Annotated in this window: 28 protein-coding genes; 14 read left to right on the forward strand and 14 right to left on the reverse strand. The window is 43.8% G+C overall.

Features of this window, described 5'->3' with window-relative positions:
* Nucleotides 1-54 precede the first annotated feature (54 nt).
* The gene (locus R7P35_RS01835; RefSeq protein WP_213904548.1) at nt 55-843 is read left to right on the forward strand and encodes an AraC family transcriptional regulator; all 789 of its coding nucleotides are present in this window, start codon (nt 55-57) and stop codon (nt 841-843) included.
* Here R7P35_RS01835 and R7P35_RS01840 read toward each other — a convergent pair.
* Nucleotides 838-1,755 (reverse strand): M14 family metallocarboxypeptidase, encoded by a 918-nt coding sequence (locus R7P35_RS01840; RefSeq protein WP_054728741.1) that lies wholly within the window; start codon nt 1,753-1,755, stop codon nt 838-840. The genes R7P35_RS01835 and R7P35_RS01840 overlap by 6 nt on opposite strands.
* 172 nt (nt 1,756-1,927) lie before the next feature.
* On the opposite strand from R7P35_RS01840, the gene R7P35_RS01845 reads away from it, so the two are divergent.
* Nucleotides 1,928-2,833 carry a DUF808 domain-containing protein gene (locus R7P35_RS01845; RefSeq protein WP_318091614.1) on the forward strand — a complete coding sequence of 302 codons (906 nt, stop codon included), beginning with the start codon at nt 1,928-1,930 and terminating at the stop codon, nt 2,831-2,833.
* A gap of 95 nt (nt 2,834-2,928) precedes the next feature.
* On the opposite strand, the gene pyrC is transcribed toward R7P35_RS01845, so the two are convergent.
* Together pyrC and R7P35_RS01855 are read right to left on the reverse strand one after the other, a co-directional pair.
* A complete protein-coding gene (pyrC, locus tag R7P35_RS01850; protein WP_191116399.1) occupies nt 2,929-3,957 on the reverse strand; it encodes a dihydroorotase in 1,029 nt (342 codons plus the stop codon).
* Between the two features lie 155 nt (nt 3,958-4,112).
* Nucleotides 4,113-4,277: a YqaE/Pmp3 family membrane protein gene (locus tag R7P35_RS01855; protein ID WP_005375297.1), complete on the reverse strand. Its 165-nt coding sequence runs from the start codon at nt 4,275-4,277 to the stop codon at nt 4,113-4,115.
* 267 nt (nt 4,278-4,544) lie between these two features.
* Here R7P35_RS01855 and R7P35_RS01860 point away from each other — a divergent pair, with 267 nt between their 5' ends.
* Complete coding sequence (locus R7P35_RS01860) at nt 4,545-6,362, forward strand: hybrid-cluster NAD(P)-dependent oxidoreductase (RefSeq protein WP_191116400.1); 1,818 nt, start codon at nt 4,545-4,547, stop codon at nt 6,360-6,362.
* Between the two features lie 100 nt (nt 6,363-6,462).
* On the opposite strand, the gene nadE is transcribed toward R7P35_RS01860, so the two are convergent.
* The gene (gene nadE, locus R7P35_RS01865; RefSeq protein ID WP_005375299.1) at nt 6,463-7,293 is read right to left on the reverse strand and encodes an ammonia-dependent NAD(+) synthetase; all 831 of its coding nucleotides are present in this window, start codon (nt 7,291-7,293) and stop codon (nt 6,463-6,465) included.
* A gap of 178 nt (nt 7,294-7,471) precedes the next feature.
* Here nadE and R7P35_RS01870 point away from each other — a divergent pair, with 178 nt between their 5' ends.
* Both R7P35_RS01870 and R7P35_RS01875 read left to right on the forward strand, forming a co-directional pair.
* Nucleotides 7,472-8,005 carry a nicotinate-nicotinamide nucleotide adenylyltransferase gene (locus R7P35_RS01870; RefSeq protein ID WP_042521568.1) on the forward strand — a complete coding sequence of 178 codons (534 nt, stop codon included), beginning with the start codon at nt 7,472-7,474 and terminating at the stop codon, nt 8,003-8,005.
* 14 nt (nt 8,006-8,019) lie between these two features.
* The gene (locus tag R7P35_RS01875; RefSeq protein WP_017635276.1) at nt 8,020-8,502 is read left to right on the forward strand and encodes a hypothetical protein; all 483 of its coding nucleotides are present in this window, start codon (nt 8,020-8,022) and stop codon (nt 8,500-8,502) included.
* Between the two features lie 127 nt (nt 8,503-8,629).
* Here R7P35_RS01875 and R7P35_RS01880 read toward each other — a convergent pair whose 3' ends face one another.
* A complete protein-coding gene (locus R7P35_RS01880) occupies nt 8,630-9,238 on the reverse strand; it encodes a hypothetical protein (RefSeq protein WP_005375302.1) in 609 nt (202 codons plus the stop codon).
* Between the two features lie 191 nt (nt 9,239-9,429).
* On the opposite strand from R7P35_RS01880, the gene R7P35_RS01885 reads away from it, so the two are divergent.
* A complete protein-coding gene (locus R7P35_RS01885; protein ID WP_005385027.1) occupies nt 9,430-10,539 on the forward strand; it encodes a 1-acyl-sn-glycerol-3-phosphate acyltransferase in 1,110 nt (369 codons plus the stop codon).
* Between the two features lie 73 nt (nt 10,540-10,612).
* Here the strand turns inward: R7P35_RS01885 and R7P35_RS01890 are convergent, their stop codons facing one another.
* Nucleotides 10,613-11,212, reverse strand: coding sequence for a hypothetical protein (locus R7P35_RS01890; protein WP_017821237.1), 600 nt, complete (start codon nt 11,210-11,212; stop codon nt 10,613-10,615).
* A 317-nt stretch (nt 11,213-11,529) separates the two neighbouring features.
* Here R7P35_RS01890 and R7P35_RS01895 point away from each other — a divergent pair, with 317 nt between their 5' ends.
* Nucleotides 11,530-11,802 carry a YnjH family protein gene (locus R7P35_RS01895; protein ID WP_053307874.1) on the forward strand — a complete coding sequence of 91 codons (273 nt, stop codon included), beginning with the start codon at nt 11,530-11,532 and terminating at the stop codon, nt 11,800-11,802.
* Between the two features lie 88 nt (nt 11,803-11,890).
* Here R7P35_RS01895 and R7P35_RS01900 read toward each other — a convergent pair whose 3' ends face one another.
* On the reverse strand, nt 11,891-12,190 hold the full coding sequence (locus R7P35_RS01900; protein WP_005375307.1) for a YfcZ/YiiS family protein: 300 nt from the start codon (nt 12,188-12,190) through the stop codon (nt 11,891-11,893).
* Nucleotides 12,191-12,797: 607 nt separating this feature from the next.
* Between R7P35_RS01900 and R7P35_RS01905 the strand changes: the two genes are divergently transcribed.
* Nucleotides 12,798-13,259: a TetR/AcrR family transcriptional regulator gene (locus tag R7P35_RS01905; protein ID WP_005385033.1), complete on the forward strand. Its 462-nt coding sequence runs from the start codon at nt 12,798-12,800 to the stop codon at nt 13,257-13,259.
* Between the two features lie 112 nt (nt 13,260-13,371).
* Here the strand turns inward: R7P35_RS01905 and R7P35_RS01910 are convergent, their stop codons facing one another.
* The 6 genes from R7P35_RS01910 to R7P35_RS01935 are packed head-to-tail and all read right to left on the reverse strand — an operon-like array spanning nt 13,372 to nt 17,953.
* On the reverse strand, nt 13,372-14,154 hold the full coding sequence (locus R7P35_RS01910; RefSeq protein ID WP_005385036.1) for a heme ABC transporter ATP-binding protein: 783 nt from the start codon (nt 14,152-14,154) through the stop codon (nt 13,372-13,374).
* The gene (locus R7P35_RS01915; RefSeq protein ID WP_054578656.1) at nt 14,154-15,191 is read right to left on the reverse strand and encodes a FecCD family ABC transporter permease; all 1,038 of its coding nucleotides are present in this window, start codon (nt 15,189-15,191) and stop codon (nt 14,154-14,156) included. Before R7P35_RS01915 ends, R7P35_RS01910 begins: the two co-directional genes overlap by 1 nt.
* 9 nt (nt 15,192-15,200) lie before the next feature.
* Nucleotides 15,201-16,070, reverse strand: a complete 870-nt coding sequence (locus tag R7P35_RS01920) for a heme/hemin ABC transporter substrate-binding protein (protein ID WP_005375320.1) — start codon at nt 16,068-16,070, stop codon at nt 15,201-15,203.
* A 28-nt stretch (nt 16,071-16,098) separates the two neighbouring features.
* Complete coding sequence (locus tag R7P35_RS01925; RefSeq protein WP_005375322.1) at nt 16,099-16,512, reverse strand: ExbD/TolR family protein; 414 nt, start codon at nt 16,510-16,512, stop codon at nt 16,099-16,101.
* Entirely contained in the window at nt 16,509-17,207 is a 699-nt protein-coding gene (locus R7P35_RS01930) for a MotA/TolQ/ExbB proton channel family protein (protein ID WP_005375324.1), read from the reverse strand. Before R7P35_RS01930 ends, R7P35_RS01925 begins: the two co-directional genes overlap by 4 nt.
* Nucleotides 17,207-17,953 carry an energy transducer TonB gene (locus tag R7P35_RS01935; protein ID WP_080773752.1) on the reverse strand — a complete coding sequence of 249 codons (747 nt, stop codon included), beginning with the start codon at nt 17,951-17,953 and terminating at the stop codon, nt 17,207-17,209. The genes R7P35_RS01930 and R7P35_RS01935 overlap by 1 nt, the downstream gene beginning before the upstream one ends.
* A gap of 160 nt (nt 17,954-18,113) precedes the next feature.
* Here R7P35_RS01935 and hutW point away from each other — a divergent pair, with 160 nt between their 5' ends.
* The 4 genes from hutW (at nt 18,114) to R7P35_RS01955 (ending at nt 21,241) form a co-directional block, all read left to right on the forward strand.
* Nucleotides 18,114-19,484 (forward strand): heme anaerobic degradation radical SAM methyltransferase ChuW/HutW, encoded by a 1,371-nt coding sequence (hutW, locus tag R7P35_RS01940; RefSeq protein ID WP_025768508.1) that lies wholly within the window; start codon nt 18,114-18,116, stop codon nt 19,482-19,484.
* A gap of 32 nt (nt 19,485-19,516) precedes the next feature.
* Nucleotides 19,517-20,020 carry a heme utilization cystosolic carrier protein HutX gene (hutX, locus tag R7P35_RS01945; RefSeq protein WP_005375329.1) on the forward strand — a complete coding sequence of 168 codons (504 nt, stop codon included), beginning with the start codon at nt 19,517-19,519 and terminating at the stop codon, nt 20,018-20,020.
* A 56-nt stretch (nt 20,021-20,076) separates the two neighbouring features.
* The gene (gene hutZ, locus R7P35_RS01950; RefSeq protein WP_005375331.1) at nt 20,077-20,607 is read left to right on the forward strand and encodes a heme utilization protein HutZ; all 531 of its coding nucleotides are present in this window, start codon (nt 20,077-20,079) and stop codon (nt 20,605-20,607) included.
* A gap of 97 nt (nt 20,608-20,704) precedes the next feature.
* On the forward strand, nt 20,705-21,241 hold the full coding sequence (locus R7P35_RS01955) for an ATP:cob(I)alamin adenosyltransferase (RefSeq protein WP_005375333.1): 537 nt from the start codon (nt 20,705-20,707) through the stop codon (nt 21,239-21,241).
* An 80-nt stretch (nt 21,242-21,321) separates the two neighbouring features.
* Here the strand turns inward: R7P35_RS01955 and R7P35_RS01960 are convergent, their stop codons facing one another.
* Nucleotides 21,322-22,236: a chemotaxis protein gene (locus R7P35_RS01960; protein ID WP_005385059.1), complete on the reverse strand. Its 915-nt coding sequence runs from the start codon at nt 22,234-22,236 to the stop codon at nt 21,322-21,324.
* A 214-nt stretch (nt 22,237-22,450) separates the two neighbouring features.
* Here R7P35_RS01960 and ppiC point away from each other — a divergent pair, with 214 nt between their 5' ends.
* A complete protein-coding gene (ppiC, locus tag R7P35_RS01965; protein WP_081007916.1) occupies nt 22,451-22,792 on the forward strand; it encodes a peptidylprolyl isomerase PpiC in 342 nt (113 codons plus the stop codon).
* Between the two features lie 343 nt (nt 22,793-23,135).
* Nucleotides 23,136-24,440 carry an MATE family efflux transporter gene (locus R7P35_RS01970; protein ID WP_213904547.1) on the forward strand — a complete coding sequence of 435 codons (1,305 nt, stop codon included), beginning with the start codon at nt 23,136-23,138 and terminating at the stop codon, nt 24,438-24,440.
* The last annotated feature ends 67 nt before the right edge of the window (nt 24,441-24,507 follow it).

Here is a 24,507-nt window from a genome sequence, read left to right on the forward strand (position 1 = left end):
CTTTATAATAAAAAGTATCTCTTAAAAGACATCGTAAGCGGTAGGAAGACAATTTTGAAAAAGAGCGCCAGAAATCTTCACCCCTCCTTATCAATCGATCGTGCGCCATCAGATGTGTTTATGAATTTCGAAGCGTTTCTCTCTAATACAGAAACACGAATTCATAGCCACCCTTGGGGGCAAGTGCAACTGATCAGCGGTGGGATTCTGGAGATGGATGCAGAAGACACAAGATTTCTAGCACCTCCACATCTTGCTATTTGGGTTCCCGCCGGAGTTCGTCACACTAGCTACAACCGTAAGCCAATCGAATATTGTTCTTTGAACATTGCCCCTGAATTGACGGCGCATTTTCCAACCAAAACCAGTTTAATCAAAGTCACCCCCATCGTTTCTGCCATCATTGAGGACTTTCGTCAGCGTGACATTAACGTCGCGCAGAGCGATGAAGACAAACGCTTGGTGCGAGTGTTGTTGGATCAACTGGCGAAACGAGAAGTGGAACATCACTTTTTACCGACAACCGACAACAAATATCTTCAGCCAATCTTAAAAGCAGTAGAAGAATCGCCAACCGATGAAATTAGTTTGGCGGAGTGGGCGGCAAAAGTGCATACTACAGAACGCACGTTAGCGAGACATTGCCAGAGTGAATTAGGAATGAGCTTTACTGAGTGGCGCTTACGTGTGCGATATTTACATTCTATGGAGTTGCTGCGTAAAGGGCAGACCGTAAAAGAAGTCGCTCTGACGTTAGGTTATAACCAAGCCAGCCCTTTTATCGCGATGTTCAAGAAATACTCCGGCATGACACCGGAGCAATACAAGAATCGATTGTTATAGCTGAGCGATTATGTAATTCAAACCACCCACCACGGCTGCAACCTGTGCATCGTTACATTCTTCGTCGGTCACTGTTGGGCTGTCTGGGTACACTTCCGTTGTCGTGCCGTAAACGCAATTTGTTACGCCGCCACACAGGCCCAGTTTTACCATTGGGTAGTTGATAACGCCAAACTGTACGACGGGTGAACCAATGATTTCGCCGTTTTCATCTGCTGGTGCAATGTGAGTCACTTTTGCAACTGACTCAATGACCGCTTTTTGGAAGTCAGGCTGAGGGTTTTCACTATCTCCCACCGTGTAAAAGCCATCTGGGATCATACCTTCAATGTACTCAATACCATCACGAGCAGCTAAGGCTGGACGGAACTCAGTTTCGTCAGAATCTGTCGTTTCATGTAGATCAATGTGCATTAACACATCGCCTAAAGTTGCAACGAGCTTTATGAGGTTAGCGGACTCTTCGGCAGGGCTATACTTATAGAAAGAGCGGTTTGGATCAATCGCGTTTGGATTCCAGCGGTTGATCACCTCGTAACCCCAAGGGCTTACGCAGGGTGCAACGACAATATTGAAATGCTCTGCATAGCGCTCTGCTTCTGTTTCTACAAACTTTAATGCGCCATGTACACCGCTGGTTTCGTAACCGTGCACGCCGCCTGTGACCAACACAACAGGCTTAGTTGAATCCCAATTGCGTGTTTTGATACAAAACAGAGGGAAGCGTGCCTCGTTGTATGAGAGCGCACCATATTGTTCAACATCAAAACGCTCGCGTAGGGCATCGATTTTACTGACGACTTCATCTTGGTAGCTACGTTTTACTTCTTGCGTTGCTAACCAAGCTTTACGTTCTTCTTCGTTCCAAGGTTGGCCAGGAGTACCGATCGGGTAAATGTATCCACTTTTCATCTATACTTTTTCTTTTGACTGCTGAAAGGTATCACAAGACTAGACCTGTCTTATCTTTACGGCAATATAAAACACCATTTGGGGTGGTATTCTTTGCAAAATCATCACTTTGATGAGTTATTCATTGGTGTTACATTTTGTTACTTACTCAATTTCATATAAGAGACAAAAAATGGCTGGAGCAAGTTTACTCACACTGTTGGACGATATTGCCACGGTGCTTGATGATGTCGCCTTAATGTCAAAAATGGCGGCAAAGAAAACCGCAGGTGTGTTGGGAGATGATCTAGCGTTAAACGCTCAACAAGTGTCTGGTGTTGCATCTGAGCGAGAGATTCCAGTGGTTTGGGCGGTTGCAAAAGGCTCATTCAAAAATAAATTGATTTTAGTTCCTTCAGCTTTACTTATTAGCGCGATTATTCCATGGCTTATCATGCCATTATTGCTAATTGGCGGCTTATTTCTCTGCTTTGAAGGGGCAGAGAAAGTACTTGAGAAAGTGTTTCCTCACTCGCATCCGCACGAAGAAGAAGATGAGCTAGTTAATACTGGCGAGTCGATAGAAGAGTATGAAAAGCGTAAAGTTTCTGGTGCGATTCGGACAGACTTTATCCTTTCAGCAGAAATCATCGTGATTGCGTTAGGTACCGTGACAGGAGCCAGTCTTGTTACGCAAATTTTAGTTGTCAGTTTAATTGCAGTGATTATGACGGGTGGAGTTTATGGACTAGTCGCTGGGATTGTGAAGCTAGATGATTTAGGCCTTTACCTTGAAAGTCGCTCAAACGGTAAAGGTTGGGTGGCGAAAGTCGGAGGGGCCTTGGTCGCTTTTGCACCAAAGTTGATGAAGTTGTTAACCATTGTAGGAACTGCTGCGATGTTTTTGGTGGGTGGAGGAATTGTGGTGCACAACGTGCCAGCCATTCATCACTTTGTAGAGCCGATTATTATGAACTTTAGTGGTCATTCGGTTGCTACAGCCATTTTGCCTATTTTACTGAACGGTATTATCGGCTTTGTGGCGGGGTTGGTTGTGGTTGCGGTATGGACGATGGTTGAAAAGCTTCGTGGTCAATAATCACATCTAAAACATGAGACGATAATAACAAGGGTCATGACTTCTTTTTACAAAAAGCATGACCCTGTTTTATGGGTGAAACGTCAGTAAAGTACTTACTTCACTTTCCACTCGATCTGTTCATTTGCTCGAATAGGCACAACGATATCATTGCCAAATGGCATCGTTTCTGGCACATCCCAAGCGGATTTTTCTAACGTTACTGTATCTGTGTTACGTGCAATGCCGTAAAAATCAGGACCGTTGAAGCTTGCGAAAGCTTCCAAGTTTTCCAACTTGCCTTCTTTTTCGAAGACTTCTGCATAAAGCTCTATCGCTGCGTGTGCAGTGTAAGAACCAGCACAACCGCAAGCCGATTCTTTTGCCCCTTTCGCATGTGGCGCTGAGTCTGTACCTAGGAAAAACTTCTTGCTACCACTAGTTGCTGCTTCGATCAGCGCTTGCTGGTGGGTTCCGCGCTTAAGAATTGGCAAACAGTAGAAATGAGGTTTAATACCACCCACAAGCATGTGGTTACGGTTGAAAAGAAGATGGTGGGCAGTGATGGTAGCCGCTACGTTGTCTGAGGCGTTGTTAACGAAGTTTGCTGCGTCGGCGGTGGTGATATGTTCTAGAACGATTTTAAGATTAGGGAAGTCATTGACGATAGGAGCGAGGACAGTATCAAGGAATTCTTTCTCTCGGTCGAAGATATCAACATCGTGATGTGTTACTTCCCCATGAACCAAAAGTAACATTCCTACTTCTTCCATCGTTTCGAGAACGTGGTAAATGTTCTTCGCATTGGTCACACCGGAATCTGAGTTTGTGGTAGCGCCTGCAGGATAGAGCTTGGCAGCAACAATGTGTCCGGTTGCTTTAGCCTTACGTATTTCGTCTGGTGTCGTGTTATCTGTAAGGTAAAGCGCCATTAAAGGCTCAAACTGTTCGCCATGTTGCTCTTTGAGAATTCGGTCACGGTAGGCTAGGGCGAGCTCAGTTGTAGTAACAGGTGGGACGGTATTTGGCATAATCAGCGCACGGCCATTGTAGCGGCTGATGTCGCGAACGGTGTCTTTAAGAACTTCCCCATCGCGTAAGTGAACGTGCCAGTCGTCAGGACGAGTGATAGTCAGTGTTGTCATTAATTGCTCCCACCATTGAAAAGTTGTCTGATTGGAGCCTAAGCGCCGTATTTGCTTTTGAGCAAACGCTTGCGCTTAGGCGACAGGATGATAGAGGAATTGCCCTCATATTTCATCCCATTTTTCAATTTTATAAAGAGTGAGAGTGTAAGTGGTTACTTCATTGTTAACCAAAGCGCGTGGATCGTACCTGGTAGAAAGAAGAAACACGTCAATATTAGATTAATCAAAAAGTCTTTATTTAGACCTTTCTCCATAAACACCGCGACAGGCGGAAGAAAGATACATAACAAAATCAGAACCAGTTTTCTTGTATCCATAATTAAGCTCCAAATCGATAAATGGGAGTAGTGATAACTTGGGTGAATTATGTGTGTCGTATCACACTTTATCAAACGGTATTTGGTCAGAACGGTGTTAAAAAACGCGAATGTTGAGTGTAGTAAATACTTGTCACTAAAACCAAATTTATAAGAATATGGTTTCGAGAAAGTTGCGATGGATGAAGAGGCAGTAGACTCTGCAACTTAATGTGATTTGAGTATACAATACCGCAACAAATAAAAAACACCCGTAGGAAGAAGGCAATGTCGCAACCCGTTTTATCCCAAATTAATGTTTTTCCGGTTAAGTCAGTTGGCGGATTATCGCTGTCGTCCGTATGGGTTGAGAAGCAAGGATTGAGCTTCGATCGTCGCTTTATGATTGCGAAAGCTGATGGCTCGATGATCACTGCGCGAAAGTATCCGCAAATGGTAACCATTAAGTCTGCCTTATTGTCCGATGGAGTGGTGTTTAGTAGTTTGGGTATGGAGCCACTTAAAATCCGTTACCAAGATTTCAAAATGCAGGAGACACCTGCAACGGTTTGGAAAGATACATTTACTGCCTATACCACGACAGATGATGCAGATGACTGGTTTAGTCGTGTTTTGGGGCAGCGCGTTGAGTTGTTATTTAGTGGTGAGCAATCGAATCGTGTCCGTGAAAAGCTAGGTCAAAACGTCAGTTTTGCTGATGGTTATCCGGTTTTAGTGATCAGCCAAGCTTCACTTGATGAGCTGAATCGAAGAAGTTCAGAGCTGCACTCAATGGATCAGTTTCGTACTAACTTAGTTGTCTCTGATACTAAGCCATTTGAAGAAGATTCATGGAAGCGCATACGAATCGGTGAGGTAGAGTTTGAGTCTCTCAAACCTTGCGAGCGCTGTATCCTGACTACGGTGAATACCCAAAGAGGCACATTCCGTGAGAGCAAAGAGCCGCTCAAAACCTTGCAACAGTTCCGTGCAAACGATGTCGGTGGTGTGTTCTTTGGCCAGAATCTTGTCGCGCGAAATGAAGGCATTATTCGTCAAGGCGATAAAGTTGAAGTATTGGAGTACAAAGAGCCGGAGTTTTACGCAGATAACTCGCCAGTGCGCATGAAGCTTACATGTGTTGAGCGTGAAGAAATTGCCCAAGACTTTGTGACCTTATGGTTAGAGCCAAACAAAGGTTCGTTGCCTAATTACTTGCCAGGACAACACCTGCCAATAGAGGTGAATATTGATAGTAAGAAAGTGGGTCGACGCTATACCTTATCATCCAGTCCTTCTCGTCCGGGTCGTTATGCTATTTCTGTAAAGCGTATCGCGGGCGGAAGAGTCTCTAACTCACTCTTAGACAACTTACAAGTCGGTGATGTTTTAGAGGCAGAACAACCTGACGGTCAGTTCCACCTTAAAACGCATGAAGCGCAGCCTCTGCTGTTACTCTCTGCGGGTAGCGGAGTAACACCAATGTTATCAATGGTGCGTTACTTAGCGGATCATAATCAGTTGGAGAACGTGGTTTTCTACCATCAATGTCGGACCGAAAATGATATTCCTTGTCGCTCAGAGTTGGAGCAGTTAAAGCGTGAGCACCCAGGGCTAGAAGTAAAAGTCTGTTTAACGCAGCCTGCCGTTGATTGGTTTGGGTTAAAAGGGCGTTTAAGTTTGTCACACATTAAGCAAATCAAAGATGTTGAACAGCGCCAAGTGTTTGTGTGTGGTCCTGATGGTTTTATGGAGAAAGCGAAAAATCTCCTGCTAAGAAAAGGGCTGCCAGAAGAAAACTACCATCAAGAAGCGTTTGGAGTTTCTTCTCTTACGTCAAAGCCAGAGAAAAGTCTCGCTATTGACTTTAATGGAACTAAAGTCGTAGGCAACAACCAAAAAACGTTGTTAGATCAGCTCGAGGATGCTGGGAAGGTTGTTAGCAATAGCTGTCGTGCTGGCTTATGCGGCGCGTGTAAGGTTCAGCTTACGTCGGGTCAAGTACATCATCCGAACGTGCCCGCGTTGACTGATGAGGAACGTGCAATGGGAACCGTATTGGCGTGTTGTGCTGTGCCAGAGACGGACGTAACAGTAACCAACTAGGCGAGAACGTCTTTGTCCTTCGACAAAAACTGTTCCTAGACAAGAAAACGCTGCTATTTTTAGCAGCGTTTTGAGTTTTAAAGAGAGCTGAAAATATCGCTCAGTCGTAAATCGTCGGGATTGGCTGGCGTTTGTGCTGCGTTGCTTTGTAAATCGCTACCAAACGGTCACTCACTTGCTGTGGAACGGGTTTGCCCTCTAAGAAATCGTCGATTTGCTCGTAAGTTAAGCTTAGGGCATCTTCATCTGCTTTTTGTGGAGCAAGCTCTTCTAAGTCTGCTGTTGGCACTTTCTTCACTAGTTGCTCAGGTGCACCCAATGTAGCAGCCACTTCACGAACTTGGCGTTTACTTAATCCGAACAATGGTGCCATGTCACAAGCGCCATCACCAAATTTAGTGTAGAAACCAGTGATGTTTTCTGCTGAGTGATCAGTACCAAGAACAAGGCCGCCTACGTAGCCCGCGATCTCGTATTGAGCAACCATGCGAGCACGCGCTTTTACATTGCCTTTTACGAAGTCGACTTTTGCTGCATCAGTTGGTAGAAGATCTGTGCCTTCTAATGCAACGTGAGAAGCCGAATGAAGCCCGTCAACACCTGCTTTGATGTTCACCGATACAGAATGGGTTGGCTGGATAAAAGACAGAGCGAGCTGAGCCTCATCTTCATCTTTTTGCTCCCCATAAGGCAGGCGAACTGCGATAAATTGGTAGCTATTGTTGCCCGCTTCTTCGTTCAGCTGGTCTACAGCCAACTGAGCTAAACGACCACATGTCGTTGAGTCAACGCCACCGCTGATGCCAAGAACAAGAGACTTACAGCCCGCTTCTTGCAATTTACGCTTAATAAAAGCGACACGGCGTTCAATTTCAAAATGCGGATCAATTGAAGGGAGTACGCGCATTTCGTCACGGATGGATTGTTCCATTTAGGGTTCCTTTTCCTGCAAATATTTCAGACTCTAAAGCACATTTGCTCAAATGGTGATAAACCATACAGTTGAGGCTCATTAAACGCGACTTTAGGGTCAAAAGCTGTAAAGATTAGTAGTATCATACCGAAATCATCAGATTAGAAAACTCTCTTCAACCAGGTAATCACCGGATATGAAAAAAATCGCCATTTTTGGTAGTGCATTTAACCCACCTAGTTTAGGGCATAAAAGTGTTATTGAGTCTTTGAGCCACTTTGATCTCGTGCTACTTGAGCCAAGCATTGCACATGCTTGGGGCAAGAACATGCTTGATTACCCAACTCGGTGCAAAATGGTTGATGTGTTCATCAAGGATATGGGGCTTTCTAATGTTCAGCGTTCTGATGCGGAGCAAGCTTTATACCAACCTGGACAAAGTGTGACGACCTATGCGTTGTTAGAAAAAATTCAAGAAATCTACCCATCTGCCGATATAACTTTTGTCATTGGTCCTGATAATTTCTTCAAATTTGCTAAATTTAGTAGAGCTGAAGAGATTACGGAACGTTGGACTGTTATGGCATGTCCTGAAAAAGTAAAAGTCAGAAGCACAGATATTCGCAAAGCATTGGCCGAGGGTGAAGAGATCGGCGCCTATACAACACCTTCCGTAAGTGATTTATTACTTAGTAAAGGCTTATACAGAGAAACATTGTCTGGGAACTGAGAGGTCAGATTTTCATGGTCAGAGTCGTTTTATTTAGTGCATGTGCGCTGCTTGTGGTGACACAAGCTCATTCCGCGTGTAACTATTTTTCTGATCGTTCCGTGGTGTTTGAAGATAACACGCTTCCAATCTGTGAAGAAATTTTAGATTCCATCGGCGTGTTAAGTACTGAAGCATTGATTTGGTATGCAGCGGAAGCGAAGCTTGAAGGACCAACAGAAAACTATTGGGAGGAGTGGGCGATTAAGCCGGAAGACACCCCACTTCTAACTCAAAACTTAGAAAAGAATTACTTTGGTCTTGGTTTTTGGATGCCGGAAGAGCTCCGAGACGAAGAGAGTAAAATGGATACAGAAGAGTGGCTTCGTAGTCACGGGTTGATGTTCAGCGTCGGTTTTGGTGATAAATCAGACGGACAGCCAAGAATGCGGTTTGATTATCGTTGGCACGAATATTATGACGCTGACTGGATGATGCAGATAGAAGTACCTTTCTAGACATCTCAAGCAAATGAAAAAAGGGCGTACATTATCAATGTACGCCCTTTTTGTTTTTACTTGAATCTCTACTTTCTGTATCCGTAACTCTACGTAATGCTGAAAACGTAGCTTGTTAAAGAGCAAGTTATAGCGCTTCTCCAAAGACTAAAAAGCAAAGCTGTTCATATTCTTCGGTGTTACCAGCAAAAAGAGAGTCAACAATTTGCTCTTCCTTCTTCCCCGACAGTTTCATTTTTCTTGCTTCACGTAGTGTTAGTACCAAGCAAAGCTCTTTAGAAATATTCATGTCACAGCCAGGAGTCCATTGATTGATGGTTCTCGTTAACGTTGAGTGCGCTAGTTTAGGAGACAGCGTCAATACTTCATGTCTTACTACTGTCAGTAGATCGGTTTGCAGATCCGAGCGTTCGGCAGTTGTTGCTAGCTTCTCGACGAGCGCTTTTAGTAGCGGTGAAGGCTTCACAAAGCCCGCCTGTTGTGAGAAGTCGTCATTTAAACGCACAGAAAAATCACAACGATATACACGAGAATTAGGTAAAAAGGTGAGGGAGCTCAAACATCCTTGAGGAATCCAAAAATATTGGCCTGGTTCAATGGCATACTCCTGCTTACCCAATTTAATGACGGCTAACCCTTCGATGACAGACAGTAGACTGTGCTTCAATGCTTTTTTACGCGCAGCTACATCAAGAAAGGGGTATTTAGCGTCGTGAAATTCAATTGCGTAGTTCATTATGAGTACCAGTGTTTTTTGGCGCTAAGGGTAACGTTAAACCCATACGATTCCAACCTGCAGAGAGAATTTTTTAGCATGATAAATGGTGGCTTAACTGGTATGACCATGTTAAAAGTATGGGTTGAAATGCTGCTTGTCAGCAAAACTATGCGTAAAATGTGCCAGCTTTTTTTGATATGTAATGAACAATGACAGCCAATACCGATCCTTATATTGAAATTCGTCCTTACAACGACGAAGAAATTCCAGCAGCGCTGGATCGTCTAATCCAAGATGATGAATTTATCACTGCTATCCTAGAACATCGCTTTGCTAATAAAGCAGCGTGGTTCAAAACGCTAATGAGCCCGATCCTGCGCATCTACCTGAAAGCCAAGTGGAGCAAGCTTGATTCTGTCGAAGCAATTCAGATTGAAGTGAAGAAGTATCTGAAAGATACATTGAATAAGACAACGGATGGCGTCACTTTTTCTGGTTTGGATAAGCTGGATAAAAACACGTCATACCTATTCGTTTCTAACCACCGTGATATTGCGATGGACCCTGCGCTCGTAAATTATGGCTTGTACCAAAGTGGGCACCGTACAGTTCGTATAGCGATTGGCGATAACCTGCTGAAGAAGCCATGTGCGACAGAATTGATGCGACTCAATAAGAGCTTCATCGTTAAGCGCTCTGCTAAGGCGCCTAGAGAAATGATGAAAGCATTGGGACAACTGTCAAGCTATATCAAACATTCGCTTGATACTGGCAATTCAATTTGGATTGCCCAAAAGGAAGGTCGTGCTAAAGATGGAAACGACTTTACTGATCCTGCGATTTTAAAAATGTTCCATGTTGAAGGTCGTAAACAAAAGATCAGCTTTGGTGAGTACACGCGTTCTCTGAAAATCGTTCCTGTCTCGATTGCCTATGAAAATGATCCATGTGACATTGCCAAAGCAAAAGAGCTGTACGAAAAAGCAGAAAATGGCCGCTATGAAAAAGGCGAATTTGAAGATATCGAAAGCATCATTCAAGGTATCGTTGGCTATAAAGGCCGTGTACATGTTGCGTTTGGTGATGTGATTGAGCAAGAGTTTGAAACGCCGGAATCTCTTGCTGGTGAAATCGACCGCCAAATTCACAACAACTACAAATTGTACCCAATCAACTTGTTAGCTGCTGGGCATGAAGATTCGAGCATCATTACGGAAGCGGTTAAGCGTCATCTCGCGGATAAGTTGGATCAGCTACCTGAAGGCGCAAGACCTTATTTGGTGGCGAGCTATGCTAATCCTGTGAATAACCAAGAGTAATCTTCGTCACTGAACTCGTTGATTCAGAATGCCTTAAAGCCTCGGTCTGACGGGGCTTTTGTTTATCTGCTCTTTAAGGTGCGACGGCGCCACCAAGGGTTAAATTGCTAGGCCATTTGGTGATCCTGTTACCACCTAAATAGATATTCCCTTTCACCGTCATTGTGTCTGGAAATACTTTCAGCGCTGATCCTCCAATATAAAGATTACCATCAACCACCAATCCTTCAGGAAGTTCAGAAATGGGAGTGCGAATAACACTTAGATCACCTTTTACTCGAAGTTTAGCTGGAAGCGCTTTTAACGGTGTATCTGTCAGATTTAGGTAACCGCCTAGTTTGATGCCTTTAGGCCAGTTTTCGATCTTACTACCTAGTAGGTTTGCATAGCCTTTTATCTTTGTTCCTGAGCGAATAACTTTGAGTGCGCTGTTAGTTGCTTCCAGACTGCCTTCAACATCAAGCCCTTTAGGCAAGGTTTTGATAGGGGTTTGTGAGATGTTTAAGTTGCCCTTTACCACTAGGCCAGAGGGTAGTTGGGTGTAAGGCTTGTTTCTAAGATCAAGATTGCCGTAATTATCGATGTGACCAAACTTAGAATAGTAATCTAGCTCATATGCCAAAGGAGACGAGCAGAGTAGGATTGAAGTAAGGCATAGGGAAACAAAACGCATAGTCAAAGAGTTAGTTAAATACCGAGATCAACAGGTGCTTATCTTATACTTAAATAAACCTATTATGCATTTTTTGCTCACAGTTTTTGATTCATAACTTAAATATTCAAATTAGAGATACACGTTAAAAGTGCGCTTCTTTACTGAGCTAAGTAACTTCAAGCTTACTAAAATGAGATAAATTAAATGATTGAATGTGAAGCAGACCCAAGTGTAGAGGTGAGAAAAATATCAGTAGATATTTGAATAATATGAGATTCTTCCAAGAACTTCACAAGGGTCCTTGTTAGTATTATTGAGGTTTGAGGGAGATTTTCATGAAGTTAAAAAGTGTATCTATTTTTACCGCTGGTGTTTTTGCAGTACTGCTGTCGGGTTCCGTTTTTGCTAAATCATACAGTACACCAGAAAACAAAGCGCTAATAGTTGCTGACGGTAAGGTAGGTCAGCGTATCTGTTACTACGATGATAAAGCCTACACCACAGGGGCCGTGATTAATGTTGAAGGCGTATTACTGATGTGTACCGCTGAGAACGATTTTGAAACCAATGGCTCGTTAAAGTGGGCCGTGTTCAAAAAAGATAAATAAACGCGCCGAAGTTGTCTGTTTCATTTAGAGCGGTTTAAGATTAAGAGATTGGAAAAATAAAAAGCGAGCATCATGCTCGCTTTTTTCATTAACGCGCGAGTGAGCGAGTTTTTAATTCAAAGATAAGTTTTTCAGCACTTACTTCAAATTTGAATCGAGCCGTCGCTTGGTTAGATTCTTCGGTTATTTCTGAAACATTGTATTCAACATCAGCACATACTGATTTAGCGAGCTCGATGTATTTTTGTAGTTCAGACTCTAGCTCTGTTTTTGTCTGTGCGAAAACCGTTACGTCGGCAACTTCGTCACCTTCTTTGATGATAAAGCCTATCTCGCCAGCACAGCCGCAGGCCTCACATACTTGGTTTTTTTCTAATTCGACACTCATAACGAATCCTCTTGTAAATACTAAGGGTATTCTATCAGGTATTTGATCTGTATCTACAAAAATGACGACTTTTGCGTAAAAAAGGAACAGAGTAGGCACTTGTTAAGTAAGGGTTAAAGATTGGATTACTAAATCATCAAGAACGTTAATGTGATATATATCAACATTTAAAATCAATTAACGAACATAGTGACGAGATTTTGCTCAGTCCAGTTGAACTAATGGTTAATTTATAAGACTATTTCTTGATTGATTATTTTTAATAATTATCATTCTTGGTCTTTGAATAGTTTCGATGAATAATTGGCGCAAGGTTTTGATGAGACTAACTTTTCGCCTTATTTTGAGTAGCATGTATTGACAAAAACATAACTGAAAATTACACATTACGCAGTGTAAAGACGTTATGGTTTGGAACTCGACATGATATTAAATAGTCGCAATACATATACCCAAAGCGCTTTCAAGTGCAGTGCTTAGCAACCTGATTTCTAGGTTTTCGCTAATCGAACCGCATCGGCGAGCCGGGTATAATGCTAAGAATGATTTCATTCTGGCCTCATTTAATAGTGAGTTAGATGGATTTACAAAGAGAAGAGCTTAAAATATGCCAAAGCGTAGTAAAGAAGATACCGAAATCACTATCCAAAAGATCATGGATGCCGTTATTGATCAGCTACTCAGATTAGGTTACGACAAAATGTCGTACACGACGCTAAGCCAGCAGACAGGTATATCGCGTACCGGTATTAGCCATCACTTCCCTAAGAAAACGGACTTCACCGCCGCACTGGATGGCCGTATCTTTAAAATGTTTATTGAACACTTAGAGTTTGATAAAGGATTAAATGCATTTTCACAAAGTTGGATTAAAGCGCTGGAAGATGCTGAGTTTCTCGCGATTTTACGACTGCTATTCCATCACATTGTCACCGCTGAAAATGCGCAAGAATTTGCTGCTAATGGTATTGACCGCTTATACAAAATGGTTGAAAGCCAGTTTGGTGCGGGTGGTGACAAAGAGCTTGAGTGGTTGATTGGTCGATCATTGATCCAAATGAGCAAGTAATAGCCTTTAAAGCCCCAAATTCTGCCACTATCAAAGCAAAGGCCCGCAATTCTCATATTGCGGGCCTTTGTCGTATCAAAGTGTTTTAGAGACGGCTTAGAGGAGATACGCTTTATGCTGCGGCATGCACTTGAGGGAAGTCTAGCGTCGGATGTTTTGTCACAATAGATCGATAGCCATAAACTTGCTCAATGCGCTCTGACGTTAGTGCATTCCATGGCGTGTCATCACAAACTAGTTTCCCGTTATGCAAGAGTACAAGGCGGTCTGCGTACTGAGAGGCTAGATTCAAGTCATGTAACACCACAACCACCGCAGCGTTCTGTGCTTTTGCCGTTTCACGAGCAATTTTTAACGTGTTGTGTTGATGGGCGAGATCCAACGCTGAGGTAGGTTCATCAAGCATTAAGATTCGTTTTTCGCCAGATTGATGTAGTTGTGTCATCACTCGTGCTAGATGCAGTCGTTGCTTTTCTCCACCAGATAAAGACGGGTACAGGCTTTCTGCTAAATGCAATACGTCGGTTTGTTCCATGTAATGTAAAGCCAGTTTAGTGGTTTCTTTATTGGACAGTGATAGCGGTATTGCCCCCAGCTCTACTACTTCTCTGGCTAGAAATGGGAAGGTTAAGGTGCTGTGCTGCGGGAGCATTGCAATATGTTTGGCGCTTTTTTCAGGCTCCCAATCATGCTTTTGTTTACCGAAGTAGGTGATGTGATGATTCGAAGAGATCTCACCGCATAGAAGCTTGAGCAAAGTACTTTTACCTGCGCCATTGGGGCCGAGTAGGGCGGTCACTTCACCAGCTCGGATATCAATGTTGATGTCATCGAGCACCACACGGTTGCCATACGTCATCGAAATGTTTTTCCCCGATAAAACGATCTGGTTCATTACAAAATCTTCCCTTTTTGCTGGAACAATAAGTAGATGAAAAAGGGCGCACCAATCAATGCGGTCACGATTCCAACTGGTAATTCAGCTGGTGCCACGGCAACACGAGCAAACATATCTGCGGCAGTAAGAAGCAGTGCTCCCATTAAGGCAGATATTGGTAATAGCGTTCGATGGTCAGGCCCAGCGAGCATGCGCCCTAAGTGAGGAATCACGAGCCCAATAAAGCCAATTGCACCACTGATACTCACCGTAATACCAACACCCAGTGCAGAAAGTAAAATAAGCTGACGTTTGAGTTTTTGAACCGGAACTCCTAAGTGTCTTGCTTCTGATTCCCCTAACAACAGAGCATTCAGCGCCATCGACTTCTTCTGAAACCAGAGCAATAGGATGACGAGTGTTACAGCAGATAGAGCAATCCCTGACCAATTTGCACCAGCTAATGAGCCCATCGACCAAAGCGTCAAGTCTCGCAGCATCTGATCATCTGCGATAAAGTTCATGTAGCCAATCGCAGCACCCGAGAGCGCGCTGATGGCAACGCCGGCTAACAACATAATTGTAACTGAGGTACCAAACTTACTTGTGCCGAGTTTATAAACGAGAATAGTCGTTAGTGCACCGCCAATGAAAGCAAAAAGAGGCAGAGCCGCTAAGTTCATTAGTTGCGGATAGTTTTGGCTAAATTCAGCAAATACAACAATAGCGAATGCACCACCAAGAGCAGCGCCAGCAGACACACCAATGATACCTGGCTCGGCTAATGGGTTACGGAACAAGCCCTGCATAACCACACCACAAATTGCCAAAATGGCGCCGATGAACATACACAAAATGGTGCGAGGCAATCGGATTTCGTTAATGACCAACTGAATGTGAGGAGCGAGATCAGAACTGCCTCCCGTTAGGCTACGCAAACTGTCAGCAAAGCTAATGTTCATTGGGCCAACGGTAATAGAGGCGATAGCAATAAATGCTAAAAATCCACTAAGCACTGATAACGTCGTTGAAAGGGGGATGCGTCTTAACAACATGTCTTGTCTCTATGGGTAAAGCAGTGCATTCAAGCGTTTGGCTTCTGCAAGGCTTTTAAGGCCCAAACCACCTACCAGAGCATGGCCATCAATCGTTATGATGTCTTTGTTCTTTCCAGCGGGTGTTGCAGCAAGAAGCGGCATTGCTTTTAAAATTGCATCGGCACCACCCAACGTTTCATAGCTGCGACCACTAACAAGAATCACGTCAGGCTGCATCTCTACCATCGCTTCTGTGGATAGAGGCTTGTAAGACGAGAGTTGTGTAGCGGCTGGGTTTTGTCCGCCGGCGAGTTGAATAATTGCATCGGGTGTCGTTTGTGAGCCCGCAACATTTGCAGGTCGCCCTTCATGGATCAGCAGAAAGAGCACTTTCTTTTTCTTCGCTTGATCAGGTTGGTTTGCATTGAGTGCTTGTACTTGCGCCTGGACATCTTGCTTTAAGCTTTCAGCTTGAGCTTTGCGATCCATAAGGTTCGCAATTTGATCAATACGTTGATAAAGGCCCTCGACATTTGCATCAGTATTAACGATTTCTACATCTACGCCAGCCGATTTCAATTGGCTCAATGTTGTTTTCGGCCCCATCTCATCAGAACCAATGACTTTTGTCGGACGTAAGGCGAGCAACCCCTCCGCTGAAAGACGACGGTGGTAGCCCACTTTAGGCAGTTCCATTCCTTTTGGTAATTGACTGGTGACGTCGATAGCAACCAAGCTATCTTTAGCGTCGAGTTCAAGCAAGAGTTCAGTGACGGCGCTGCCTGCGCTAACAACGCGCTCTGAGGATGGCGTTTCATTGGCAAAAAGTTGACTACTCGCAAGTAGGGAAATAGCTGCCGTGACAACAGCATGAATAGTGATGCGTGTGTTCTTCATTTTGAAAGGATCTCTATCTTACTTATTTTTATGATGGCTCTTCAGTGAGTAACTGAGTTGCTTGAATTCCGTTTTCTTGTAAAAAGCCGAGAAGTTGTACTAGCGACTGAATATTCGCGGTTTTTTCTGCTCCAATTACAATCGGTTTATCGCTTGACTTACTCTCTTCTAACAGCGCGAGGGTAAAGTTGTCCCAATCGATATATGTCTTGCCGTTAATAGCCCAGTAAGGCTCGTCTTTAAGAATATTTACCGTGATGGATTGCTTATCGACATCTGCAACAGCCTGAGATTCTGTGCTTGGTAAATTGACGTCTAATGAATCGAGTTTGACCGCTGCGGTTAACATCAGGAAAACCATGACGATAAAAATAATGTCTAACAGCGGTGTTAAATCGGGGGTTAAACCGTTACGACTATTTTCTTGTGGTGTTTTAATCATTTAGTTGCTGCCTCAATCTTCTCAGAAGAGCGCAGTGTTACTTTTGAGTGGTCTGGCGAGACATGCTGTAACGAGATACCTTCAAGCCATAAGTTGACGTAGTTTAAAGTGTGCTCAAGCTTGGCGATTACACGATCCGCCCACAAACCAATGATCTGCGCTCCTGAAATGGCAGGAAGTGCGATAATGAGACCCGCGGCAGTGGTGCGCATAGCAAGACCTAGGCCGTCAGCCAAATCATTCGGAGTGATATTCCCCGTTGAAACCGCGATGCCTTTAAACATGTCAATTAAGCCAAGTACCGTACCAAGCAAGCCAATTAAAGGGCTGATGACGCCAATCAGCGTCAGCAAACGAAGGCCGGAATGCAGCTGATGGCGTTTTTCTTGCAGCCAAATACCTGCGGCATCCTCTCTTAAAGATTTCGAGAAAGAATGATGAGCAAGCAACATCGCAACACCACGGTACAGAAGCGGCCGCTTATTCGACAACTCTTCAGCAAGTGCTTCAAGCTCGCTCCCATTTGTTGGGTCTAATCCTGTGAGCTTTTGGCGAATGGCTCGCTTTCCTACACCAAGGCTAATTAACACATGGAATAATCGCTCGGCGATGATCATCACCGTTAGAGCTGAGCAAATGATCAAAGGCCATGTCATCAGCCCAAATTGAGTTTGTAATTCTTGTAGTTGTTCCATTATCCATCCAACTTAAAACGAACAGGTACTTGTACTCGGTGAGCGACTTTTAGCCCACCTGAAATATGTGGTGTAAATTGCCACTGTTTGATCGCACGAAGTGCTGAGGCATCTAGCGACTCTGTGCCGGAAGACTCAATCAAAACCTGTTTAATCTGGTTACCATTCTCATCTAGCCATATCTCATACAAGGCTACACCCTCAATACCGCGTCTTTGTGCAGATCTTGGGTAACGGGGTTGTGTTGGTTGACTCACAAACGTTGGTTTGTCGACCAAGACAGGCTGAGACGTTGCCCCTTTGGATTGGCTCGCAGGTGCGGATTGTTGAGCTACCGTCTCTTTCTTCACTGGTTCCGTTTTTTTCTTTGGTTTCGCTTCGGGCTGAACCTTTTGCTTTGTTACGGTTTTGGTGGGCTCGACCGCTTTAGGTTTAGATTGTTTAACCGGTTCAGGTTTTTTCTCTACTACCTTCTTCTTAACAGCGTCTTTCTTGACGACCTGTTTTTTTACAATTTTCTTTTCTGGTTCAGGTTGGTCTTGAGGCTGCTGCTCTTTTGATGGCGCTACATTTTCTGGTGTAGATTTTTCGACAGCGGGAGGAGCAGACACAAGATTTAGACTTACCGAACTTGCTGGGTTTCCAGCCGGCATCGCGAACACCTTTGTCTCTTGAGAAACAAAAAGAAGTGCGGCATGGATGACAAGGGAAGCACCTCCTGCAATGACATATCTTTGTACGTTCACGGAATATCTCGGGAAACTATGAAAACTTGGGAAGATTATTACTTACAATGGAAATAAGATCAATTATCAATTGCATTATCATTACGCTCAAATTATGATTCTTGCAGAATTTTTAAGATCAGCTTCCATCCCTTACATGATGGGAGTTAAGCGAGTATATATGAGCGTCGATATCGATAAGCTTGATGAATCAGTGTTGGGCAGTGATAGTCCTGATCCATTGCGATTTGCTTTTGTTAAGAAGCATTCTGCACATGCCGGGGGAGCGAGCGTACCTGTGCCCTCGTCTCAACAACAGGCGATTTTTTCGAGTATTACGGCTAACTCAATTAAAGCGACCAATAAGCGCTGTCTTTATATTCATGTTCCGTTTTGTCGCGTTCGTTGCACTTTTTGTAACTTCTTTCAAAATGCTGCAAGTCGCACACTGGTTGATGAGTACTTTGAAGCATTAATGCAGGAGCTTAGAGAGAAAGCGGCATTACCTTGGACACAAAATGGTATTTTTCACGCCGTATATATCGGGGGCGGAACGCCAACGGATTTATCTCCAATACAGGTTCGTGTGTTAGGCCAGGCTATCCGAGACCACTTTCCTTTGGCCGCAGACTGCGAAATCACCTTAGAAGGTCGCATCAATCGTTTTTCTGATGAGTTGTATCAAGGCGCTTTAGACGGTGGGTTTAATCGTTTCTCTTTTGGTGTGCAAAGTTTTAATACACAAGTGCGCCGCAGCGCAAAACGTTTAGATGATAGAGAAGATGTCCTCAAACGGGTGAGCGAGATCGCCAAAGAAGACAAAATTCCGGTCATTATTGATTTACTCTATGGCTTACCTTATCAAACCAAAGAAGTGTTAGAGCAAGATTTAAATGATTTCCTCTCGACTGGCGCACACGGACTGGACTTGTATCAGTTAGTGGTTGGTGGGTCAGCTCCCATGCTCAACCTCGTAGAAAAGGGAAAAATCCCGCCACCTGCGACCACACCAGAAAAAGCGGGAATGTATGAGCTCGGTGTGAACTTTATGGCCAAACACCATATGAAGCAACTGAGTGTGAACCATTGGGCAATCGATAACCGCGAGCGTAGTTTATACAATAGTTTAGCCAAGACTTATGCAGAGGTATTGCCAATTGGCTGTGGTGCTGGAGGTAATATCGGTGGCTACGGGATGATGCAACACCGCACACTAGAGACCTATATTAAAGCGGTCAAAGAAGGTCAAAGCACCATCGCGATGATGATGAAGCAAAGCCCTCTAGAACCACTTTTTTCTGCACTCAAATCTGCGTTTGACCGTGGCATTGTTCAAGCAAATCAACTTCCATCATTTATGGGAGAGGACGCGTTCGGGTTTTTATTGCCTCTATTTAAAGTGTGGCAAGCGAAAGGCTTAGTACAACTACATGAACGTAGCGCAGTCCTTACTCTTGCAGGCAGCTTCTGGGCTGTGTCATTGGCTCAAAGTTGTATTCAGGTACTCACGTCAGAGATGAACGAAACCGTACCGAAAGCATCCAATAATTAATGAAAACAAATTGAACAAAAACGGAAGACACAATGGAATCAATCAAGCAACAAGTTGAAGTATTACTAGAGCAAGAACCACAATTATTGCCAGCTGCGATGGCAGAGCGTCTTGGCATTTCCGAGTTTGAGGTTGTTGCGGCTCTACCTCAGGAAATGGTGGCTATTGCACCAGGAGAGCAAGCGCAAAGCATCTTAGAAAGTTTGGTTGGTTTTGGCCCGGTGACGACCATCGTCCACTCTTTTGGTTCTATCTTTGAAGTTAAAGCGCCGTTTCCAAAAGGAAAAGTGGCGCGTGGCTATTACAATTTAATGGGTAGAGAAGGTGAACTGCACGGCCACCTTAAATTAGATAACGTTAAAAATGTCGCATTAGTCAGTAAACCGTTTATGGGTAGAGAGAGTCACTATTTTGGTTTTTTCTCAGAGTGCGGAAGCAATATTTTCAAGATTTATTTAGGCCGTAACGAAAAGCGCGAGTTGATTGAAGAGCAAGTCACCGCATTTCGCGCCCTACAAGCCGAATTAAAAAAATAATCACAAACATAATCGAGGCTTAACTCGAATACTAATTAGTAAAGTCAGGTATCAATATGGATCAACAAGTTAAACAAGAGCGTTTGCAAGGTCGTTTAGGGCCAGAGATCAAAGAGTTCCGTCAGGAGCGTCGTACACTTCAGCTTGCAACTGTCGATGCAGAAGGTCGCCCGAATGTAAGCTACGCGCCTTATGTCCAAAACCAGGAAGGTTATTTCGTTCTCATTTCTAAAATCGCTCGTCATGCCCGTAACCTTTTAGAAAATCCAAATGTTTCATTGATGATGATCGAAGATGAAGAGTCTTCAAAGCAGCTGTTTGCTCGTAAGCGCTTAACTTTTGATGCGGTAGCAAATGTAGTTGAGCGAGACACAGAGATGTGGCAACAAGTTGTTGGACAAATGAAAGAGCGTTTTGGTGAGATTATTGATGGTCTAAGCCAGCTAGAGGATTTCGTTTTGTTCAACTTAAAGCCAGAATCGGGGCTATTTGTTAAAGGTTTTGGTCAGGCGTATCAAGTGTCTGGTGATGATTTAGTAGATTTTGTTCACCTTCAAGAAGGTCACAAGAAAGTCGAAAGTGCTTGATTGTAAACCGATCATATGAATGTCGATCATTTGGCATAATGAACGTTTAAAGGGAGTTAGGTTATACTGACTCCCTTTTTTATATTGGAACAAAAGCATGAAACCTGTAAGCAAGGAATTGAGCGAGATTTGCTATCCGTTTATTTACGAGGACAGTCCGGTTTGTGACTTTGAAATTACAGCAGATGAACTTTGTAGTCGTATTGGCCTTGTTCTCGCTATGGAGTTGGACGAGTTTAGCCGCGATATACTGACAAGAATGCAGCCTAATGTTTATCATCTAAATGGCTCGGTTCGCGGAAAATTAGCGATTACAGAGACGGAAGTCGAAGAGTTAAAGGCCGATTATGCTTTGCTCAAGCAACGTATTGATGGCGGCTTCAAAGGCTTTGTTCTACCCGGAGGGCACCCGGCAGCCAGTCAATTGCATTTGTGCCGTTGCCAAGCTAAAAAAACGGTACGAGCATTAGTTGCCGTTGAACATACAGGTAAGAAGCAGCCCGCACCTATTTTGTTTCGTTACGCGAACTTATTAGCGAATGTACTTTACAGCCTAGCTTCTTATATTAATCATGCTCACCAAGTCAAAGAGACGGAATTCGTTTCTCGTAGTTACGCGATGCCAAAGAAGTGAGCTGAGAAATTAGCGGATGTGAGCATCAGGGATAGGACAAGTACTGCATTATATTCTCAAATCAACTCGTCCAATAAGAGTTAAGAAGTCATAGCTTTGGCTTCTAGCTCTTTTGCTCCGCGAAGCATCGCTTCGATTAGTTCTCCTGCATTGAATTTCTCAAGTGCCTCATGCGCGCCAACTTGGTGAGCTCTGTCTACACAGATTTCGCTCGATAACGATGTATGTAAAATGCGGTATGAATGGTTCAGAGAGGAATTATTCTGAACTTCAAATGCTAATTCATAACCGTCTAATCCGGGCATTTCAATATCGCTGACCAGAATATCAATTGGGCGATGAGCCGCAGCGTCACTTTTCATCAGTTCCAATGCATCTAAACCATTTTTACAGATTTGATACCCAATATTGATGCTATCGAGTGCGTCACACAGCTGTTTACGAGCGATGGAAGAGTCATCCACCAATAGAATACTGAGTGCTTTTAGGCGTTCTCGCTCAATATCTGTCAGCATTGGGATCTTTGAATTCTCGTACTGCGGATAAATTTTGGAAAGTAGCAGCTCCACATCCAGCATTTGAACAGTTTTGTCCTCGTAGCGAGTAATTCCAGTCACGAAAATATTTTTTCCAGCGCTCGGAGGTGGCGTTTCAATAGCTTTCCAATCGCACTCAATGATCTTCTCTATACTACGAACCATAAACGCAACCACGGTTCGCAAGCAATCTGTCACGATCAAGTAGCAGCTTTTATATTCTTCTTCACTAATAGGACGAAAGCCAACAGCCGCTGACATATCGATCACTGGTACTGTTAAGTTACGTATCGTAACGGTTCCAATGACGTGATGATGCGAGTAAGGGATCTTTGTCGTTGGCATGTACGGGACGATTTCACGGACTTTTAGCGTACCGATAGCGAAACTCTGTTGCAGGGTGAGCTTAAACATCAACATGCCCTGAGATTGATTCGCTTTGCTAACGACTTTTGCCATGAAAATAACCTTATAAATACCACCGAATTGTGTCTAATCTAATCTTATCAGACGAAGGCTTCAACCATCGGAGAGACAAATGTGAGCTTTTTAGACAATCTTTTAGAGAATAGTGATTAACTGAGCAAAACTTGTTTGTATTTTAAACTCATTATGTAGACGATTTTATATTCCTCGTGTATTTGGGCCTTTACCGCTGAGCTATTATTAAGAAATGTTTGGTCTGTTAAAAAGGATTGGGTACACTTGCGCGACCAGAATAGTGAGAGATAGAACAATGGCAAATACAGCAGCCGCATTACATATTCTTGTGAAGCACAAAGAGCAAGCGGAAGACATAATCAAGCAACTGAAAAAAGGCGCAAAGTTTCAGACATTAGCGAAGAAGTATTCAACTTGCCCGTCAGGCAAACGCGGTGGTGACCTTGGTGAATTCCGCCGTGGTCAAATGGTACCTCAATTCGACAAAGTGTGCTTTTCTGGCGAAGTGTTAACGCCGCATTTAGTTAAAACCAAGTTCGGTTGGCATGTTGTGAAGGTGCTTTACAGAACATAAGGCTTGGTATCGACCTAAACATTGTCAGATGAAATCCACAAGCATTAAATATCATCTGTACGGTCTCTTTTCACCAATCACTACCGTTATGACATGGCAGATACATTCTGATCTGCCATGCTCAACCAAACGCTAATCTTTCCAAACTAGAAACTCATTTATATGCAGTTAACTTGGCTTTTCTCATAAGTTGTTATCCTATTTCAAGCTTTGGTATGAGAATACGTTTGCTGGTTGTATCAATTATCAATGCTATTCCTTGCTGGCGAACTTTGGTTCATGTTCGGACGCCATTCGCATATGATAGCGACCTTATAAAAATTAATCCTGTTCATAATTTAAGATGTCCCTGACTCATAAAGACTATTTTAAAATCGCATTTCCTTTCATCGTTTCTACTGTTACCCAGCCATTATTGGGGGCGGTGGACACCGCGGTGATCGGTAAACTCGGTGTGGCTGAGATGATTGGTGGTGTAGCGATAGGCACCGTCATCATGAATACCTTGTATTGGCTGTTTGGCTTCTTCCGCGTCAGTACTACCGGGCAAAGTGCAATCGCATTAGGTAAAAATAGCCCAGAGGATCAAGCGAGCAGCTTATTGCGTCCTTTCGTGCTTTCGCTCTGCCTTGGCTTGATTTTCATTGCGTTGCAGTCCGTGATTTGGATGGGGGCAGAGCTGATTATCTCCCCTGATGCCGTCGTGGCAGAAAACGCTAAGATTTACTTCGATATCATGATCTTTGGTGCGCCATTTGTACTGCTGAACTACACCGTGATTGGTTGGTTGATGGGGCAGGCGAAAGCCAAAGAAACCTTGTTCACGCAAGTGTTTGGTAACGTGCTGAACATCGTGCTGGATATCGTCTTTGTGTTGTACTTCGATATGGGCATTGCTGGCGTTGCGGTAGCGACACTTATCGCGCAAATTTCGACGTTTGTTATTGGTGCGGTACTGGTGCTGAAAACTTGTCGCTTCCCGCTGTTTGATTACATTCAAACAGCAAAAATGACGCGTAAAGATTTCAGAGTCATTGCGTCTTCCAATATGGATCTGCTGCTTCGTACTGTGTGTCTATTGGTGTTCTTCAACATGATGGCGCGTGTGGGCTCTCAGCTTGGTTCTGATGTGCTTGCTGCGAACGCAATCTTGATGCAAGTGACCTTTATCGTCAGCTACATGTTCGACGGTGTGGCGAATGCGTCGAGCGTCTTTGCAGGTAAAGCAGTAGGGCAGAAGAATAAGACATTGCTTGATAACGTGATTAAGCTAAACACGCAATGGACCGCAGCGTTCGTTGTTGTCTTGACCTTGCTGCTAGTGCAGTTCAAACACCAAGTGGTGTCGTTATTTACCACTTTGCCAAACCTTGTTGAGCTGTATCTAGACATGAGCCCTTGGTTATTGGCATTCCCGTTGGTTGCTGGTTTTGGTCTTACGTTTTACGGCATCTTTACCGGTACAGGGACGACGCGACCAGTGCGTAACTCTACCTTTCTAACCATGGTGTTGTTCTTAGTGACCCAATTTATTGCGGTGCAATATTGGGGCAATCACGGTTTGTGGCTGGCATTCACTTTGTTCTACGTTGGGCGTTTTGTCTTCTTGTTCCCATACCTCGGTCAAGTTAAACAAAAGTGTCTTTAATTCACACTGTCACAAACGACCTAATTTAGATGTTCTTATAACAAGGGTGGAGCCATCTGCCCTTGCT

Source organism: Vibrio sp. Vb0304, from assembly GCF_033338995.1.
Lineage (GTDB): Bacteria > Pseudomonadota > Gammaproteobacteria > Enterobacterales > Vibrionaceae > Vibrio > Vibrio alginolyticus.